The organism is Streptomyces tirandamycinicus, from assembly GCF_003097515.1.
Classification (GTDB): domain Bacteria; phylum Actinomycetota; class Actinomycetes; order Streptomycetales; family Streptomycetaceae; genus Streptomyces; species Streptomyces tirandamycinicus.
On the sequence record NZ_CP029188.1, the window covers coordinates 4388434 to 4404168 of the forward strand.

A 15735-nucleotide genomic window follows, 5' to 3' on the forward strand; every position below is an offset into this window, starting at 1 on the left:
CGTGAGACCGGTCACTCCCACCCCTGGGGCGATAATCGGGCGCATGTCCGACCAGTCCGTATCCGCACCCCGGGGCGACCGTCCGCGCGGAGCGCCCCTGCCTCCCCGGATCTCCCGTGCCGCCCCCGCTGTTCTGGGGTACGCGGCGGTCCGGGCGCTGGGAACGGCGATCCTCGCGGTGGCCGCCGCGGTGCAGGGGAAGGACGCCCTGCACCGGCTGAACGGGCGCTGGGACTCCGTCTGGTATGTCCGGATCGCGGAGAACGGCTATGGGTACGACGTGACACTGCCCGACGGCAGCGTCCATTCCGATCTGGCCTTCTTCCCGTTGCTGCCCGCGCTGGAGCGGGCGGTCTCCGAGGTGCTGCCGGTCGGCGCGGCCACGGCGGGACTCGCGATCGGCTGGCTCGCGGCGTTCGCCGCCGCCTGGGGCATCTACGCCGTCGGCGCCCACGTGGCGGGGCAGCGGGCCGGGGTGCTGCTGGCCGTGCTGTGGGGCGTCTACCCGACCGCCTTCGTGCAGTCGATGGCGTACACCGAGACGCTGTTCACCGCGCTGGCCGCCTGGTCCCTGTACGCCGTGCTGACCGAGCGCTGGATCGCCGCCGGGACGCTCTGCGCGCTGGCCGGCCTCACCCGGCCCTCGGCCGTCGCGCTCGTCGCCGCGATCGGCGCGAGCGCGCTCGTTCGGCTGCTCCAAAGGGGCCTGACGTGGCGGACTGCCGTCGGTGTGGTCATCGCGCCGCTCGGATGGCTGGGCTATGTAGCCTTCGTCGCGGTGCGCCGGGGCAGCCCCACGGCGTACTTCGAGGTCCAGGCCGCCTGGGGCAACGAGATCGACGGCGGGGTCGCCCTCGCCCGCTTCGTCGGCGGGCACCTGACAGGGCCGGCACCGCTCGCCGGAGTCGGGCTGATCGCCGCCATCGGGCTGCTCCTCTGGGTGCTGTGGCTGTGCGTGCGGCAGCGCCAGCCGCTGCCGCTGCTGGTGTACGCGGCCGGGATCGTCGTCATCTCGCTGGTCGGCGCCGCGTACTTCGGCTCACGCCCGCGGTTGATCATGCCTGCCTTCCCGCTGCTGCTGCCCGCGGCGGTCGCGCTCGCCGGGCCCGCCCGCCGGACCGCCGCCGTCGTGGTGGTGGCGCTGCTCGCCGTCGCGTCGGGGGTGTACGGCGCGTTCACCCTGCTCGGTACGGGGCCGCCCTGATCCGGGCGCCGGATGCGGCGGGGCAGGCACGGTCGCGGGGGCAGGCCGCCGGAACGCGCCGCGAGGGCGTCGCGGGGGCAGGTCGCCGGAACGCGCCGCGAGGGCCGTCACGGGTTCACGGCGCCGGGCGCCACGAGGGCCGTCGCGGGTCAGACCGCCGGGCGCCGTGGCCCTTCGATCGCGAGCCGTACCCCCGGTCGTACGCCCCACTCCGCCATCGCCCCCGCCTCCGCCTCCAGGACGTGACGGCTGCGCGGTCTCGGCAGCCCGAGCCGTCCGGGGCGCATCGTGCGGACGTCCAGGACGCGCAACTCCTGGTCGAGGTACGCAACGTCGATGGCGAAACGCATCCGGAAGGTGTGCACGCTCGTGCAGGGCGTCAGCATGAGCGCACCGTGCAGACCGTCACGGCCGAGAAGACCGCGGTAACGCGCACGGTACGACGCGGCGATCACGAGGCCCACCGGTTCCTCCCTCCCGGGGACCGTCAGCGTGCCGTCGCCGTCCTGCCATCCGCCCATGTGCCAGGACCGTAGCGGGAGTCGGGCCGGGATGGGCCCGGGTCGGCGGAGAGTGGGTCCGCGGGCCCATGACCGCCCGGCGCCCAGCCCCTAGGGTCGGACCGTGGAGTACGCGTATGTGACGCTGATCGCCGCCGCGTTGTGGGGGACCGCGGCCGGGGTGCTCGTGCCGCGCCCCGCCTATCGGATGTCCGTCGAGCCGGAGGAGGCATGGCGGGTCGCCTGCCCCGCCGGGCATCCGATCACCGGGCCCGCGCGCGGGTGGCTGGGGACCGCACGCTGCGCGGGCTGCGCGGCGTCACACCCGCCCGTGCCGGCAGTCGCGTCCAGGCCGGCAGTCGTGTCCGAGCCGAGCGCCGCGGACGAGCCGGGCGGTGCGGACGGGCCGGGAGGTGCAGACGGGCCGGGCGGTGTGGACGGGCCGGAAGGCGCCGGCACCCGCGGGACCGCCGCCTACCGGCAGTCGTTCCTCGTGCCATCCGCCACCGCGCTCGCCTGTGCGGCACTCGCCGCGGCCGTCGGGCCCCGGCCGGAACTGGCGGTGTGGCTGCTGCTCGTGCCGGTCGCCGTCCTGCTCGCCCTCGTCGACCGCAACGTCCACCGGCTCCCGGACCAGCTGACGCTGCCGCTGGCCGCCGCGGCGGCCGTCCTGCTCGGCGGCGCGGCACTGCTCCCCGGCGCCGGCGGGTCATGGACGACCGCGCTGCTCGGCGGGCCCGTGCTCGGCGCCGCGTACCTGGTGCTCTACCTCGTCAATCCGAACGGCATGGGCTTCGGCGATGTGAAACTGGCCCTGTCGCTCGGTGTGGCGCTCGGCTGGTACGGCTGGGAGGTGCTTTTCGTGGGGGCCTTCGCGGGGTTCCTGCTCGGTGCGGTGTACGGGCTCGGGCTCATCGTCCTCCGCGGGGCGGGGCGCGATACGGCCATCCCGTTCGGGCCGTTCATGATCTCGGGCACGCTGATCGGACTGCTGCTGGGCGCGCTCACCTCCGGCTAGTGCCCGCTGGTACTCGGTGCTGCTCGCTGCCGTTCTCGGGTACTCGCTGGTACTCGGTGGTGCCGGTCGGTCTCACAGGCCGCGCCATCCGTTCCATCTGCCCCATCCCCGGCGTTCGCTGCGCCGGCTTCTCCGGCGACATCCGGCCGTCCGGTGACCAGACTGGGGCCATGGACATCACACCCGTCAACCTGACCGAGGCCCTCGCCTCTTTCGACGATGTGTACAGCCCGCGCATCGTGGCCCGGATGAACGACTACGACGTACGCGTGGCGCACGCCGCCGGGGAGCACATCTGGCACGTCCACGAGGACACCGACGAGTTCTTCCTCGTCCTCGACGGCCGTTTCGACATCGCGATGCGTGACGCGGAAGGTGCCGAGACGACGGTCGAGCTCCGCCAGGGGGACACGTTCGTCGTGCCGAGAGGTACCGAGCACAAGCCGTCGTCGCCGGGCGGCTCGATCCTGATGTTCGAGCCGGCCGGGACCAAGTCCACAGGTGACCGCCACGAGGGGGAGATCCCCGCTCATGTGGACAGCACCACCGGCCATGCCCTCTAGCATGCGGACGTATGCGGACATTTTTTGACAATCTAACGGTTGCGCGTGCGCAGACGAAGCCGGTTCCGGCTTCCGCGGACGCCCGACCGACGGAAGGTCCCGCCGCCGCCCTCCTCCCCTGGGGTTGGGCGGCGGTCCTGTCCCTGCTGTACGCGACGGTCGCCGTGCGCCGCCACCAACTGCTGCGCACCACGGGCTACGACCTCGGCATCTTCGAGCAGGCGGTACGCGCCTACGCCCGACTTGAGGCTCCCGTCGTCCCGTTGCGCGGCGACGGCTTCAATCTGCTCGGCGACCACTTCCATCCGCTGGTCGCCGCCCTCGCCCCGCTCTACGGGCTGTGGCCGTCCCCGCTCTGTCTGCTGGTGGCCCAGTCCGCCCTCCTCGCCCTCGCCGTCGTGCCGCTCGCCCGCTGGGCCGTCCGGACGCTCGGCCGCCGTGCCGCGCACGTCGTCGCCTTCGGCTACGGCGCGAGTTGGGGTATCGCCTCGGCGGCCGCCTTCGACTTCCACGAGGTGGCCCTCGCCGTGCCGCTGCTGGCCTTCGCCCTCGAGGCGCTCGGCCGGAGGCGCTGGGGACGGGCCGTCGCCTGGGCCGCGCCCCTGCTCCTCGTCAAGGAGGACCTGGGGCTGACCCTCGCGGCCGTGGGCGTCTATGTGGCGTGGAAGGGGCCGCGGAAGCTGGGGATCGCGACGGCCGCGGCCGGGCTCGTCGGCAGCGCCGTCGAGATCGCGCTGCTGCTGCCGGCCTTCAACCCCGGCGGCGGGTACGCCCACGGAGGCAACCTCACCGACGGGCACGGCTCACTCCTCGCCACGCTGGCCTTCGCGCCGCTCGACGCGCTGCGTCCCGACGTCAAGGCCATGACCCTCGTGCTGGTGTTCGCCCCCAGTGCCCTCCTCGCCCTGCGGTCACCCCTGTCGCTGATCGCCGTGCCGACGCTCGCCTGGCGGATGCTGTCGGAAAACGCGTTCCACTGGGGGACCGCCTTCCACTACAGCGCGGTGCTGATGCCCGTCGTCTTCGCCGGGCTCGTCGACGCCCTCGGCCGCTACCGGCAGGCCGGCGATCCGCTCGCCGCCCGCCATGTGCGCGCCTCCCTGGTCACCGTGCTCGCCGTGACGGTGGTGATGCTGCCGTCCTTCCCGCTCGCCCAGCTGGCGCAGCGGGCCACCTGGCGCACCACCCCGCACATCGAGGCCGCCCGGACGCTGCTCCAGCGGATCCCGGACGGGGCGACGGTCGCCGCCTCCAACCGGCTGGTACCCCAGCTCACCTCCCGCTGCCACGTCGTGCTCTTCCCGACCTGGCCGGTCGAGGGGCATCTGTACGAGTACGACGGGAAGCGAACGCCCCGGCCCACCGCGGAATGGATCATCCACGACAGCAGGGCTCCGGAGGCGTGGCCGTACAGGACGGGCCACTGGCCGTACCCGCCGGAGCGGCAGCAGGCCGAACTGGACGCGGCGCAGCGGGCATACGGCTATGAGCGCGTCGCGGCGCTCGACGGCATCACCCTGCTGAGGCGCACCCGATGACCTGGCGCAGGGGACCGGACCGATCGCCACCGCACCCCGCACCCGCCGCACCGCACCCGCACGCGCCGCACCCGCCCGATGCCGTCCGCCCCGCACGCCCGTCCGCCCCGCATCCGTCCGCGCCGTATGTCGTCGGTCCCGCATCCGTTCCGCCCCGTACGCCGCCCGCGCCCTGCTCGTCATCGCCCTTCCGTCGTCCGGCGAGCCGGTGGCGCCGCCGGGCGCATCCCTTCCGTACGGGCCGCGTCAACCGGGCGCCCGTTGGGCCGTTCCCCCGTGGGGAGTACGGGCCGTATCGGGCGCCGAGGCCGAACCCGGCCCCTGCCCAGGGCCTTTCCCCTTTCCTCACCGCAGTCGAGTGACTCCGGAGAGTAGCTGCGGGTGTCCGTGGCACGCGGCGGCCTGCGCGAAGGGTTATGGTGGAAACCCCCCCTCGGGCCGGTCCGTATCCCCCCCACGGACCGGCCCGTTTCCTTTGCCTCGGGTGCCTCGGGTGCCTCGGAGGCCCTCGGATCTCCCCGGGTGCCCTCGGGCGGGCCTCCCGCTGGGTCAGCCGCGGTCGGCCCAGATGTTCGTCCCCGCGGTGTCCACCGCGAAGACGTCGATCTCCTTCAGCTCCTCGTCGGTGAGCGGCGCCGCGTGGAGCGCGGCCACGTTCTCCTCCAGCTGCCGGACGCTGCTCGCGCCGATCAGGGCCGAGGTCATCCGCTCGTCGCGCAGCACCCAGCTGAGCGCCAGCTGGGCGAGCGTCTGCCCGCGCCGCCGCGCTATCTCGTCCAGCCCGCGCAGCCGGCGCAGCACCTCGTCGGAGAGCAGGTTCGGGTCGAGGGACTTGCCCTGGGTCGCCCGCGAGCCCTCCGGGACGCCCGTGAGGTACTTGCCGGTGAGGAGACCCTGGGCGAGCGGCACGAAGGAGATGCAGCCCATGCCGGCCGCCTCCAGGGTGTCGAGGATCCCGTCGTCCTCGATCCAGCGGTTGATCATCGAGTAGGACGGCTGGTGGATGAGGGCCGGGACGCCCATCTCCCTCAGCAGCCGGGCCGCCTCGGCGGTCTGCTCGGAGTTGTACGAGGAGACGCCCACGTAGAGGGCCTTGCCCTGCTGGACGGCGGACGCCAGGGCGCCCATCGTCTCCTCCAGCGGGGTGTGCGGGTCGAAGCGGTGCGAGTAGAAGATGTCGACGTAGTCCAGGCCCATCCGCTTCAGGGACGCGTCCAGCGACGACATCAGGTATTTGCGGGAGCCCCACTCGCCGTAGGGCCCGGGGTGCATCAGATAGCCGGCCTTGGTGGAGACGACGAGTTCGTCCCGGTACGGGGCGAAGTCCTGGGCGAAGATCTTGCCGAAGTTCAGCTCGGCGGAGCCGGGGGGCGGTCCGTAGTTGTTCGCCAGGTCGAAATGGGTGACGCCGAGATCGAAGGCTCGGCGCAGGATCGCCCGCTGCGACGCGAGCGTGCGGTCGTCGCCGAAGTTGTGCCACAGACCCAGGGAGATCGCCGGGAGCTTGAGCCCGCTGCGGCCGGTGCGGCGGTACTCCATCGAGGCGTAGCGGTCGTCGGCTGCACGGTAAAAGGGGGAATCGTTCACGCTTCCCTGCCTATCACGGACTTGTGACAGACCGGGTTGGGTGCGTCCGGCCGCTCCGCAGTAGTGTGACGGGCGTCGGGGGTCAGCCACAGCACGGAGGGGTTAAGGACTGTGAACCTGCGCGACCTGGTGTACGGGCTCTACGCACGCCGGGTGGAGGGCCGCCTCGACCACGCCCAGGTGCCCAAGCACATCGGCGTCATCCTCGACGGCAACCGCCGCTGGGCGAAGGCGTCGGGCGGCACGGCCGCGGAGGGGCACCGGGCCGGGGCGGAGAAGATCTCCGAGCTGCTGGGCTGGTGCGCCGAGACCGATGTCGAGGTGGTCACGCTCTGGATGCTGTCCACGGACAACTTCGACCGTCCGGAGGAGGAGCTGCGCCCGCTCCTCGGCATCATCGAGAACACCGTGCGCAAGCTGGCTTCCGACGGTCGGTGGCGGGTGCACCACGTGGGGACCATGGACCTGCTGCCCGCGAGGACCCAGTCGGTGCTCAAGGAGGCCCAGCAGTCGACGGTCGGCATCGACGGGATACTGGTCAATGTCGCGGTCGGCTACGGAGGCCGCCAGGAGATCGCGGACGCGGTGCGCTCCCTGCTGAACGAGCACGCCGCCAAGGGGACGACCTTCGAGGAGCTCGCGGAGATCGTCGACACCGACATGATCGCCTCCCACCTCTACACCCGCGGGCAGCCCGACCCCGACCTGGTGATCCGCACGAGCGGCGAGCAGCGTCTGTCGGGCTTCATGCTCTGGCAGAGCGCGCACTCCGAGTACTACTTCTGCGAGGTCTTCTGGCCGGCCTTCCGCAAGGTCGACTTCCTCCGCGCACTTCGCGACTACGCCGCCCGCCACCGCCGCTACGGGTCCTGACGGCGGCGGGTCGCCGCCCTGCCGGGCCCTGCCGGAGCACCCACAGGCGGTCTCCCGTACGAGGCCGATCCCGCGGCGAGAGCCATTCCGGTGACGAGCTTCGCTCCCGTGACGAGGCCGGCCCCCTGTCGAGGGCCGTTCCCGTGACGAGGGCCGTTCCCGTGACGAGGTTCGCTCCTGTGACGAGGCTTCCCGCGACGAGGCCGGCCCCCTGCCGAGGACCGCTCCCGCGACGCCGTCCCCTCCCGCGACGCCGTCCCCTCCCCTGCGACGACAACGCCCGGAGCGCCCACGGCGGCGGGTGCGGGAAGCCGGGTGGCGGGATCTTGACGACCGGTCCCCCGTTCGGCGCAGGCGCAGTGGGCCGGACGGGTGGCGGCGGGGCACCCCTGGGGGTGGACCCGGGCATGGTCACCGCATGTTCATCGACGCGTCGTCATATGCCATGGCATGGCCGCGCTCGTTCGAGGGAATATCCCTGACAGGTCGACATCCGGACACCCGCTCCGGATGCCGTTCTACTGCGCGCGGCACCGAGCCGCTCGCCCGGGAGGCCCTTTGCGCCAGGACGACCGTGCGGCCAGCACGGAAGGAACGGGGGGCCGGTGCCCGGCCCGTGCATCGTGGCCGGAGACCGGTCCGGTCCCCTGCCGTTCGGCGGGGAGACCCCCAGCCCGCGACGCCGTCGCACCCCGATCTCAGCCGAGGGGGTACGTCCTTCCGTGGTGAACAGCACAAAGCGCCGCATGTCCGACAGGCGCACCTACGTCATCGACACCAGCGTCCTGCTGGCCGACCCCAACGCCGTCTCGCGCTTCGACGAGCACGAGGTCGTGCTCCCGATCGTCGTCGTGACGGAGCTGGAGGCCAAAAGGCACCACCCGGAGCTCGGATACTTCGCCAGGCAGGCGCTGCGCCTGCTCGACGACTACCGGGTCCGGTACGGCCGCCTGGACGCACCCATCCCGATGGGCGACCTCGGCGGCACGCTGCGCGTCGAGCTCAACCACTCGGACCCCGGGGTGCTTCCGGCCGGCTACCGGCTGGGTGACAACGACTCACGGATCCTCGCGGTGGCACGGAACCTCCAGGCAGAGGGGTACGACGTCACCGTCGTGTCCAAGGATCTGCCGCTGCGCATCAAGGCGTCCTCCGTGGGCCTCCTTGCCGAGGAGTACCGTGCGGAGCTCGCGGTCACGGATTCCGGTTGGACCGGAATGTCCGAACTGGCCCTGTCCGCCGAACAGGTGGACATCCTCTTCGAGGAGGAGCGCCTGCACGTACCGGAGGTGTCCGGCCTGCCCGTCCACACCGGCCTGGTCCTGCAGTCGGAGCGCGGCAAGGCCCTCGGCCGGGTCGCCTCCGACGGCGGCGTCCGGCTCGTCCGGGGCGACCGCGAGGCCTTCGGCATCCGCGGCCGCAGCGCCGAGCAGCGCATCGCCCTCGATCTGCTGCTCGACCCGGACGTCGGCATCGTCTCGATGGGCGGCCGGGCGGGTACCGGCAAGTCGGCGCTGGCGCTCTGCGCCGGCCTGGAGGCCGTCCTGGAGCGCCGGCAGCACCAGAAGGTGATGGTCTTCCGGCCGCTGTACGCGGTGGGCGGCCAGGAACTGGGCTATCTGCCGGGCACCGAGGCCGAGAAGATGAGCCCCTGGGCGCAGGCGGTCTTCGACACGCTCTCCGCGGTGGCCGGCCGCGAGGTCATCGAGGAGGTCCTCGGCCGGGGCATGCTCGAGGTGCTGCCGCTGACCCACATCCGCGGACGCTCGCTGCACGACGCGTTCGTCATCGTGGACGAGGCCCAGTCCCTGGAGCGGAACGTCCTGCTGACCGTGCTGTCCCGGATCGGAGCCAACTCACGGGTGGTACTGACCCATGACGTGGCCCAACGGGACAATCTGCGCGTGGGCCGGTACGACGGGGTCGTCGCCGTCGTCGAGAAGCTGAAGGGCCATCCGCTGTTCGCGCATGTCACGCTCACCCGGTCCGAGCGCTCGCAGATCGCCGCGCTGGTGACCGAAATGCTGGAGGACGGGCCGATCTGACGGGACCTGTCCGGCCTGGAAGTTGGCGCCGCCCGGCGAAGCGAAGGAGCTTAGCCGGGCGGCGTCGTGCTGCGCCGCCTTTTCCACAAAACTCCTGGGGCAAACGAGGTGTGAGCTTTCACACGCAGCCGTGAATTGCCTTGCGGCATCCGCTTCCGGCAGAGTCTGGTTTCCGTCAGGCCCCGCATACGGCACAGCTGCACCCTCAGGGGTGCGGCACCACACAACTCCACAAACGCCGCCGTATGCCGCCCGAGCACCACGCGGCACTCCCGCAGGGGAGCGCCCACCGGGCCCGTGCCTCCCGTGACCTAGCAAGAGGGAGTGCCAGTGCCAGGGGCACGATTGCGCCCGCGAGGTCACCTGTGCGGGCGGTGCTGGAAGGAAACCGTGTGAGCCGGATCTCGGTCCGGGGATTCGCAGTGGCGTCCGCCACCGCAGTCACCACTGTCGGCGCTGTCGTGGGTGTTGCCTCGGGCAACTCCCTGCCCGCGAACGGCGACAACCTGGAGACGACCGCGGCGGACGCGACGCTGCTCGCGGACATCCCCGTCGGTGAGCAGGCCCAGGTTCAGGTCGCATCCCTGACCCAGCAGGCCGACGCGCAGGCGGCCGCCGCCGACGCGGCCGCGAGGAAGTCCGCCGAGGAGGCCGCTCGTCTCCAGGCCGCCAAGGACGCCGAGGCGAAGAAGGAAGCCGCCGAGGAGGCCGCCAAGCGCGAGGCCGAGGCCCGGGCGGCCAAGGAGGCCGAGGAGCGTGCGAGCCGCTCCGCCGTCCGTGACGCCTCCAGCTTCTCGACGCAGTCGTCGTACAGCATCTCCGAGGTCCAGGCGATCGCCCGCCAGATGGTCCCCGGTGACCAGTTCCAGTGCTTCAGCAACATCGTGGACCACGAGTCCAGCTGGAACTACCGGGCCCAGAACCCGTCCTCCGGCGCCTACGGCCTCGTCCAGGCACTCCCCGGCTCCAAGATGGCGTCCGCGGGTGCCGACTGGCGGACCAACCCCGCCACCCAGATCAAGTGGGGCCTGAACTACATGAACGACCGCTACGGCAGCCCCTGCGGCGCCTGGTCGTTCTGGCAGGCCAACCGCTGGTACTAGTACGGCATCAGGCAACGACCGCCGCGTCACGGCGCCCCATGGCGCGGCACCGGCCTGCGAAGGCCGACGACCGGCGCCGGCCGGACCCCGGATCCCGGAGCGTCCCGGCCGCCCGACTCCGCTGAGCCCCTCACCGTCCGACGGTGGGGGGCTCGGTCCGTGTACGGTCGGGACGGACCTTGGGGGGAGAGGGAAGCACGAGATGTCGAAGACACCAGCGTGGCTGGGTCGGCTGGGGGCCGGACTGTCCCGGCTCGGGGCACGGTTCGAGGAACGGCGGGCCGCCGCGGCGGCGGATGAGGAGGACGGCGGCGACCCCGGTGACGGGCGTCCGGGCCCGGCGAACCCGCCCGACCGGGTCCCGCCGCCGCCCGCCTACGCTCCCGCCGTTCCCGCGCGGCCCCATCCGGTCGAAGCCCTCCCCTGGGGGATGAGGGTCGCGGCCGAGGCCGGCTGGCGGCTGCTGGTCCTGGCCGGCACGCTCTGGGTGCTCATGCGCGTCATCAGCGCGGTGCAACTCGTCGTGCTCGCCTTCGTCGCCGCTCTGCTGGTCACCGCGCTGCTCCAGCCGACCGTGGCCCGTCTCAGGGGCGCCGGGCTGCCGCGCGGGCTCGCCACGGCCGTCACGGCGATCCTGGGTTTCGTCGTCATCGGCCTCGTCGGCTGGTTCGTCGTCTGGCAGGTCACGGAGAACCTCGGCGATCTCGCCGACCGGGTGAAGGACGGTATCGAGGAGCTCAAACGCTGGCTGCTCAACAGCCCGTTCCATGTGACCGAGCGCCAGATCAACGACATCGCGAACAACCTCCAGGACACCATCGGCACCAACACGCAGGAGATCACCTCCGCCGGGCTCCAGGGCGTGACCGTGATGGTGGAGATCCTCACCGGGATCCTGCTGGCGCTGTTCTCGACCCTCTTCCTGCTCCACGACGGGCGGCGGATCTGGCAGTGGTCCCTGAAGCTGGTGCCCGCCTCGGCCCGTCCGGGCGTCGCCGGTGCCGGACCGCGTGCCTGGCGGACGCTCACGGCGTATGTGCGGGGCACGGTGGTGGTCGCCCTGATCGACGCGATCTTCATCGGCCTGGGCATCTACTTCCTCGATGTGCCGCTGGCCGTTCCGCTCGCCGTCTTCATCTTCCTGTTCTCCTTCATCCCCCTGGTGGGTGCGGTCGTCTCGGGTGCCCTGGCGGTCGTCGTCGCCCTGGTCACCCAGGGGGTGTTCACCGCCCTCATGGTGCTGCTGGTGGTCCTCGCCGTGCAGCAGATCGAAGGGCATGTGCTGCAGCCGTTCATCCTGGGCCGCGCGGTCCGCGTCCACCCGCTGGCCGTCGTCCTCGCGGTCGCCACGGGCGGTCTGACGGCGGGCATCGGCGGCGCGGTGGTCGCGGTGCCGCTGGTGGCGGTGACGAACACGGTGGTCACCTACCTCCGTGCGTACGGCCAGGGCCAGGTGAGCCCGATCGGCCCCGCCCCGCACGGGGCGACGGTGATGGACCTGGCGCCGACCCCGCCCTCGACGCCGACCCTGCCTCCCGCCGCACCGAGGTCCGAACCCCCGCCGCCGGAGGGCGAGGAGCGCACCTGACGTGCGGGCCCGCGGGACGGCAAGGGCGCCCCGCCCGGCACGGAGCCGGGCGGGGCGCCCTGTTCACGATCCGGCCGTCCGGCCGGGACGTCGCTATTCGGCCAGCACGGCTTCCGCGTCCAGCGTCGTTCCGACGGCCTGGATCACCGAGGCGATCTTGAAGGCCTCCTGGATGACGTCGCGCTCGACGCCCGCCTTGCGGAGCACCTGCTCGTGCGAGTCCAGGCACTGGCCGCAGCCGTTGATCGCGGAGACGGCCAGCGACCACAGCTCGAAGTCGGTCTTCTCGACACCGGGGTTGCCGATGACGTTCATCCGCAGGCCGGCGCGCAGCGTCCCGTACTCGGGGTCCGACAGCAGGTGCCGGGTCCGGTAGAAGACGTTGTTCATCGCCATGACCGCGGCGGCCGACTTGGCGGCGGTGTACGCCTCGCCGGACAGGTTGGCCTTGGCCTCGGGCTCCAGCTCGCGCAGCACGATCGGCGAGCGGGAGGCGATCGCGCAGGCCAGCACCGTGCCCCACAGCTGCTGCTGCGGAAGGTCGCTGTTGCCGATCACCGAACCGAGGTTCAGCTTGAGGTCCTTGGCGTAGTCCGGCAGGGCGGACTTCAGCTCATCGAGCGCCATGCTCACTCACCGGCCAGCAGCTTCGACGCGTCGAGGGTGTCCTCGCCCTTGGACCAGTTGCAGGGGCAGAGCTCGTCGGTCTGCAGGGCGTCGAGGACCCGCAGGACCTCCTTGGGGTTACGGCCGACGGAGCCGGCGGTCACCATCGTGAACTGGATCTCGTTGTTCGGGTCGACGATGAAGACGGCGCGCTGGGCGAAGCCGTCCTCGCCCTCGATGCCGAGGTCGCGCATCAGCTCGTGCCGGGAGTCGGCCATCATCGGGAAGGGCAGGTCACGCAGGTCGGCGTGGTCCTTGCGCCAGGCGTGGTGGACGAACTCGGAGTCGCCGGAGAAGCCGAGGACCTGGGCGTCGCGGTCGGCGAACTCGTCGTTCAGCTTGCCGAACGCCGCGATCTCGGTGGGGCAGACGAAGGTGAAGTCCTTGGGCCACGCGAAGACGACCTTCCACTTGCCCTCGTAGGACTTGTGGGTGATCTGCTCGAACTCCTTGCCGCTCTCCAGCGAGACGCAGGCGGTCAGTTCGAAGGTGGGGAACTGGTCACCGACAGTGAGCACGCGCTCTCCTTGCAACGGGAAGCCCCTCGTGGGGGCCTCCGGGGGTTGGACGGAGCACCACCCTGGCACAGAGTGCATTGATCAAAGAAATAGCTAGACTGGGTCGCCGTGATCGGAGGTGGTTATCAGTGGTGGCAGTGAATCCGGCGAATAGGGGCAAACAGCCCAGCCTGGCTCAGCTTCGCGCCTTCGCCGCCGTCGCCGAGCATCTGCACTTCCGGGACGCGGCCGCCGCAATCGGGATGAGCCAGCCCGCGCTGTCCGGAGCCGTGTCGGCGCTGGAGGAGGCACTGGGTGTCCAGCTGCTGGAGCGTACGACGCGGAAGGTGCTGCTGTCGCCCGCCGGTGAGCGGCTCGCGGTCCGCGCCAGGACGGTCCTCGACGCCGTCGGCGAACTGCTGGAGGAGGCCGAGGCGGTGCGCGCGCCCTTCACCGGCGTGCTGCGACTGGGGGTGATCCCCACCGTCGCCCCCTATCTGCTGCCGAGCGTGCTGAGGCTGGTCCACGAGCGCTACCCGGAACTGGACCTCCAGGTCCACGAGGGGCAGACGTCGTCGCTGCTGGAGGGACTGTCGGCGGGCCGGCTCGACCTGCTGCTGCTCGCCGTACCGCTCGGCGTGCCCGGGGTGACGGAACTGCCGCTGTTCGACGAGGACTTCGTGCTGGTGACGTACGGCGACCACTGGCTCGGGGGCCGCGCGGACATCCCGCGCGACGCGCTCAGGGAACTGCCGCTGCTGCTCCTCGACGAGGGCCACTGCCTGCGCGACCAGGCCCTCGACATCTGCCGGGAGGCGGGCCGGACGGACGGGGTGCCGGTCACCACCACCGCCGCCGGGCTGTCCACCCTGGTCCAGCTGGTCGCGGGCGGACTGGGCGTCACCCTCCTGCCGCACACCGCCGTGCAGGTCGAGGCCGGCCGCAATCCGGCCCTGGCCACCGGCTACTTCGCGGACCCGGCCCCGGCCCGCCGGGTCGCCCTGGCGATGCGCACCGGGGCGGCCCGCCAGGGCGAGTTCGAGCAGTTCGCGGGCGCGCTCCGGGAGGGCCTGGGAGACCTCCCGGTCCGTGTGCTCCGCGACGGCGGCCTCCCGTCGTCCGGAGTCCTTCCGGCCGCATCCTCCGCGTCGGCCGGAGCGTCCGCATCCTCCGTATCGGCCGAATCCTCCGTATCAGCCGTATCAGCCGTATCCGCCGTATCGGCCGGAGCTCCGGCTACTCCTCGGACGGCTCCTTCGCCGCCGGAGGCCGTCCGCGGCGGGGGATCGGCTTGACGCCGCCGGGCAGCCGGCCCGCCTCCGACAGGGCCCGGCGCAGCAGGAACTCGATCTGGGCGTTGGCGCTGCGCAGCTCGTCCGAGGCCCAGCGCGCCAGCGCCTCGTAGACCGACGGGTCGAGCCGCAGCAGCACCTGTTTCCGTTCGGGAGGGGTCACTGGTAGAGCGTGCCCGTGTTCAGGACGGGCTGCGCCGCGCGGTCCCCGCAGAGCACCACCATCAGGTTCGAGATCATCGCCGCCTTGCGCTCGTCGTCGAGCTCCACCAGGCCCTCCGCGGCGATCCGCGCCAGCGCGGCCTCCACCATGCCGACCGCGCCGTCCACGATCTGCCGGCGGGCGGCGACGACGGCCCCCGCCTGCTGGCGCTGGAGCATCGCCGAGGCGATCTCGGGCGCGTACGCGAGGTGCGTGAAGCGCGACTCGACGATGTGGACGCCCGCGGCCTCCACTCGTGCGCGCAGTTCCAGGGCCAGCTTCTCGGTGATCTCCTCGGCGTTGCCGCGCAGCGACAGCCCTTCCTCGTCGTGGGCGTCGTACGGGTACTCGATCGCTATGTGCCGCACCGCCGCCTCGGTCTGGGTGGAGACGAACTCCCGGAAGTCGTCCACCTCGAACATCGCCTGCGCGGTGTCCTCGACCTTCCACACGACCACCGCGGCGAGCTCGATCGGGTTGCCGTAGGCGTCGTTGACCTTGAGTACCGCGGTCTCGTGGTTGCGGATCCGGGTCGAGATCTTCGCCCGGGTGGTGAGCGGGTTGACCCAGCGCAGCCCGTCGGTGCGGATCGTGCCCCGGTAGCGGCCGAAGAGCTGCACCACCCGGGCCTCGCCCGGGGCGATCATGTTGAGCCCGAACATCGCGAGGGCGGCGGTGACCGCCACCAGCGCCCCGCCCACGAAGAGCAGGACCTGCGCGGCCGTCGCCGCCACCGAGGTGCCCGCGGCCATCAGCAGCACGCCGCCCGCCAGTCCGGCCAGGCCGAGCAGCAGTGCCAGACCGCCGCCGACGCTGTGCGCGGGGAACTCCTCGACTCTCGGCCCGGGCATCTGCGGTGTGTCGTCGTGGTGGAGAGAAGTGCTGGTAGCAGGCATGTTCGCCCCCCGTTCCCCGGGTCGCGACCGCGACCCGACTGGCTAGCAATGTGATTACACATTAATCCAACTCGCAACCCTGTGCACCTCTCGTGAGTCGGTTCCTTTGAGACGGGTGCTGATTGTCACGTCCGGAAAAGACCGGATCGGTGGTCCTTTGTCT

Annotated in this window: 14 protein-coding genes and 1 pseudogene; 9 read left to right on the forward strand and 6 right to left on the reverse strand. The window is 71.8% G+C overall.

Features of this window, described 5'->3' with window-relative positions:
* The first annotated feature begins 43 nt into the window (after positions 1 to 43).
* A complete protein-coding gene (locus DDW44_RS19520) occupies positions 44 to 1204 on the forward strand; it encodes a mannosyltransferase family protein (protein ID WP_108907212.1) in 1161 nt (386 codons plus the stop codon).
* Positions 1205 to 1353: 149 nt separating this feature from the next.
* Here DDW44_RS19520 and DDW44_RS19525 read toward each other — a convergent pair whose 3' ends face one another.
* A complete protein-coding gene (locus DDW44_RS19525) occupies positions 1354 to 1725 on the reverse strand; it encodes a DUF192 domain-containing protein (protein ID WP_017949190.1) in 372 nt (123 codons plus the stop codon).
* A gap of 103 nt (positions 1726 to 1828) precedes the next feature.
* Between DDW44_RS19525 and DDW44_RS19530 the strand changes: the two genes are divergently transcribed.
* From DDW44_RS19530 to DDW44_RS19540, 3 genes are all read left to right on the forward strand, one after another.
* Entirely contained in the window at positions 1829 to 2722 is an 894-nt protein-coding gene (locus DDW44_RS19530; protein WP_108907213.1) for a prepilin peptidase, read from the forward strand.
* Between the two features lie 170 nt (positions 2723 to 2892).
* On the forward strand, positions 2893 to 3285 hold the full coding sequence (locus DDW44_RS19535) for a cupin domain-containing protein (protein WP_108908886.1): 393 nt from the start codon (positions 2893 to 2895) through the stop codon (positions 3283 to 3285).
* 11 nt (positions 3286 to 3296) lie between these two features.
* Complete coding sequence (locus DDW44_RS19540) at positions 3297 to 4823, forward strand: DUF2079 domain-containing protein (RefSeq protein WP_244224064.1); 1527 nt, start codon at positions 3297 to 3299, stop codon at positions 4821 to 4823.
* A 549-nt stretch (positions 4824 to 5372) separates the two neighbouring features.
* On the opposite strand, the gene mgrA is transcribed toward DDW44_RS19540, so the two are convergent.
* Positions 5373 to 6410, reverse strand: coding sequence for an L-glyceraldehyde 3-phosphate reductase (gene mgrA / locus DDW44_RS19545; protein ID WP_026165481.1), 1038 nt, complete (start codon positions 6408 to 6410; stop codon positions 5373 to 5375).
* A 111-nt stretch (positions 6411 to 6521) separates the two neighbouring features.
* Between mgrA and DDW44_RS19550 the strand changes: the two genes are divergently transcribed.
* From DDW44_RS19550 to DDW44_RS19565, 4 genes are all read left to right on the forward strand, one after another.
* A complete protein-coding gene (locus DDW44_RS19550) occupies positions 6522 to 7283 on the forward strand; it encodes an isoprenyl transferase (RefSeq protein WP_017949195.1) in 762 nt (253 codons plus the stop codon).
* A 722-nt stretch (positions 7284 to 8005) separates the two neighbouring features.
* A complete protein-coding gene (phoH2, locus tag DDW44_RS19555; RefSeq protein ID WP_026165482.1) occupies positions 8006 to 9328 on the forward strand; it encodes an RNA 5'-3' helicase PhoH2 in 1323 nt (440 codons plus the stop codon).
* A 392-nt stretch (positions 9329 to 9720) separates the two neighbouring features.
* Positions 9721 to 10431 carry an aggregation-promoting factor C-terminal-like domain-containing protein gene (locus DDW44_RS19560; RefSeq protein ID WP_108907214.1) on the forward strand — a complete coding sequence of 237 codons (711 nt, stop codon included), beginning with the start codon at positions 9721 to 9723 and terminating at the stop codon, positions 10429 to 10431.
* A 202-nt stretch (positions 10432 to 10633) separates the two neighbouring features.
* Complete coding sequence (locus DDW44_RS19565) at positions 10634 to 12019, forward strand: AI-2E family transporter (RefSeq protein ID WP_108907215.1); 1386 nt, start codon at positions 10634 to 10636, stop codon at positions 12017 to 12019.
* A gap of 93 nt (positions 12020 to 12112) precedes the next feature.
* Here DDW44_RS19565 and DDW44_RS19570 read toward each other — a convergent pair whose 3' ends face one another.
* Positions 12113 to 12646 (reverse strand): alkyl hydroperoxide reductase, encoded by a 534-nt coding sequence (locus DDW44_RS19570; RefSeq protein ID WP_026165483.1) that lies wholly within the window; start codon positions 12644 to 12646, stop codon positions 12113 to 12115.
* Positions 12647 to 12648: 2 nt separating this feature from the next.
* A complete protein-coding gene (locus DDW44_RS19575) occupies positions 12649 to 13203 on the reverse strand; it encodes a peroxiredoxin (RefSeq protein WP_018889122.1) in 555 nt (184 codons plus the stop codon).
* Positions 13204 to 13331: 128 nt separating this feature from the next.
* Here DDW44_RS19575 and DDW44_RS19580 point away from each other — a divergent pair.
* Positions 13332 to 14288: pseudogene (locus tag DDW44_RS19580) on the forward strand (LysR substrate-binding domain-containing protein); the annotation flags it as partial.
* A gap of 130 nt (positions 14289 to 14418) precedes the next feature.
* Here DDW44_RS19580 and DDW44_RS19585 read toward each other — a convergent pair.
* Complete coding sequence (locus DDW44_RS19585) at positions 14419 to 14688, reverse strand: type II toxin-antitoxin system antitoxin (RefSeq protein ID WP_212766110.1); 270 nt, start codon at positions 14686 to 14688, stop codon at positions 14419 to 14421.
* Positions 14634 to 15572 carry an SPFH domain-containing protein gene (locus DDW44_RS19590; RefSeq protein ID WP_206307238.1) on the reverse strand — a complete coding sequence of 313 codons (939 nt, stop codon included), beginning with the start codon at positions 15570 to 15572 and terminating at the stop codon, positions 14634 to 14636. Before DDW44_RS19590 ends, DDW44_RS19585 begins: the two co-directional genes overlap by 55 nt.
* Between the last annotated feature and the right edge of the window lie 163 nt (positions 15573 to 15735).

Bases quoted from the DNA above. Each gene is read 5' to 3' on its own strand.
- DDW44_RS19535 (WP_108908886.1), top strand. From the start codon at position 2,893: ATGGACATCACACCCGTCAACCTGACCGAGGCCCTCGCCTCTTTCGAC.
- DDW44_RS19590 (WP_206307238.1), bottom strand. From the start codon at position 15,572: ATGCCTGCTACCAGCACTTCTCTCCACCACGACGACACACCGCAGATG.
- DDW44_RS19520 (WP_108907212.1), top strand. From the start codon at position 44: ATGTCCGACCAGTCCGTATCCGCACCCCGGGGCGACCGTCCGCGCGGA.
- DDW44_RS19525 (WP_017949190.1), bottom strand. From the start codon at position 1,725: ATGGGCGGATGGCAGGACGGCGACGGCACGCTGACGGTCCCCGGGAGG.
- DDW44_RS19570 (WP_026165483.1), bottom strand. From the start codon at position 12,646: ATGGCGCTCGATGAGCTGAAGTCCGCCCTGCCGGACTACGCCAAGGAC.
- DDW44_RS19540 (WP_244224064.1), top strand. From the start codon at position 3,297: ATGCGGACATTTTTTGACAATCTAACGGTTGCGCGTGCGCAGACGAAG.
- DDW44_RS19565 (WP_108907215.1), top strand. From the start codon at position 10,634: ATGTCGAAGACACCAGCGTGGCTGGGTCGGCTGGGGGCCGGACTGTCC.